This window comes from Longimicrobium sp., assembly GCF_036554565.1.
Lineage (GTDB): Bacteria > Gemmatimonadota > Gemmatimonadetes > Longimicrobiales > Longimicrobiaceae > Longimicrobium.
Genome location: NZ_DATBNB010000831.1, coordinates 1 through 1643, shown reverse-complemented (window position 1 = coordinate 1643; position 1643 = coordinate 1). Strand labels below are relative to the sequence as shown.

1 protein-coding gene is annotated in these 1643 nt (G+C 70.0%); it reads right to left on the bottom strand.

What is annotated here, in order from left to right; genetic code table 11:
• On the bottom strand, positions 1-1212 hold a 1212-nt coding region (locus tag VIB55_RS23530; protein WP_331879121.1), incomplete at its 3' end, for a pyridoxal phosphate-dependent aminotransferase.
• Between the last annotated feature and the right edge of the window lie 431 nt (positions 1213-1643).

Below are 1643 nucleotides of genomic sequence, written 5' to 3'. Positions count from 1 at the left end.
GAACGAAAAGCGCGCGTAGGTGCGGAACCGCGATGCGCGGCCGCTGCGGCGCTTGCCAGGGTTGATATCGAAGAACTCGCCCGGGACGCAGATCACCTTTTCCTCAAGCGCGGCCTGGAAGAAGTCCATCCCGTCGTTCAGCGGCTCGGGAAGGCCCGCCAGGTCCGCCCAGATGTAGAACGTCCCCTCGGGCTCCACGTCCAGCCGCATGCCGGCGTCGCGCAGCCCGTCGAGCAGAATGCGCCGCTTGCGAAGGAAGGCGCCGCGGATGGCGGCCGTCTCGGCGCGCACCGCCGCGGGCTCCAGCAGACCGACGGCGGCGCGCTGAAGGGGCCGGCTGCCGCCGCCGTCCAGGAACGAGCCCGCGCTCGTCACCGCCTCGATCACCGCCTTGGGACCCACGACCCACGTGGTGCGCCAGCCGGGGTAGCGCCAGTTCTTGGTCAGCCCGTCCATGATGACGACCGGATCGTTGTCCACGTCGTCCACGTAGCGGGCGGCCGAGACGAGCCCGTCCTCGTCGGGCGAGGCGCACCATGCGTAGTGCGAGTAGAACTCGTCCAGCAGCAGCGTGCACTCCAGCCGCCGCGCCGCCTCTACCCACGACGCCAATTCCAGCCCGCGGATGGTGCGCCCCGTGGGGTTCGACGGGTTGGAGAGCAGCAGTGCCGAAAGGCCGCGGCCCATGATCTCGCGCTCCAGCCGCCCCATGTCGAAGCGGTAGCCGTCGGTGCCTTCCAGCAGGATGGGGATCGCCGTGAACATGCGGAAGACGTTCAGCAGCTCCTCGTACGCCGTGTAGTCGGGAAGGAAGTGCCCCAGGTTGATTTCCCCCAGCGCCGCGACCGTGCGGGTGAGCCCCAGCCGGCCGCCGCCGCAGATGCACACGTTGTCGGCGGTGTATTGCGACGCCTTGCCCTGACGGTACAGGTGGTTGTACAGGTCGGCGACGGCGGTGCGCAGCTCGGGGATGCCGGCGACGGGCGCGTACTCCTGGTCCGCCGTGCTGATGGGCGCCTCCAGGATGCGCGGCGGCGCGCCGGGAAGGGGGCCGGTTTCGGGCATCCCCTGGCCCAGGTTGCACCAGTCGGGGTGGCCGTAGGCGTAGCCGCGCTTGGAGGCCTCGGCCATCACGTAGATCACACCGGTGAACGGAACGGCGCGGAAGCCGGGGATGTTTGGCGGTGCAATGTCGATACGTCTGCGGTCCATCAGGTCAGGCGATGTATGGGCTCAAGAGTCGATCGTCAGGATCGGGTGCCGCACAGCAATGAACGATCCGTTCCGCCGGATGGCGCCGTAGCAGATGCACCGCACCCTGTCATCCAGAGGCCCAGGCGCACCGAACCGGCCCGCAGCACATCCCGCGCGGGCCGAAGGATCTGGCCTGGGGCACGTACAAACCTGGGCGCGGCAGCGGTCATTGAGCCCGAGGCCCCGGCTGCCGTGGGGCCCTCACCCCGCCGCGCTGACACGCGTGCGACCCTCTCCCACAAACAGCGTGGGAGAGGGGGTACACTTCGGGGTTTGGGTGCGTCAGGGCCGGCCCCGGTGCTCGGGCCCGGCGCCCCCCATCCCCAGCCCTTCCCCCGCAAACGGCGCGGGGGAAGGGAGCCGGTCGTGCGCGCCAAGCCAGCCGAAGC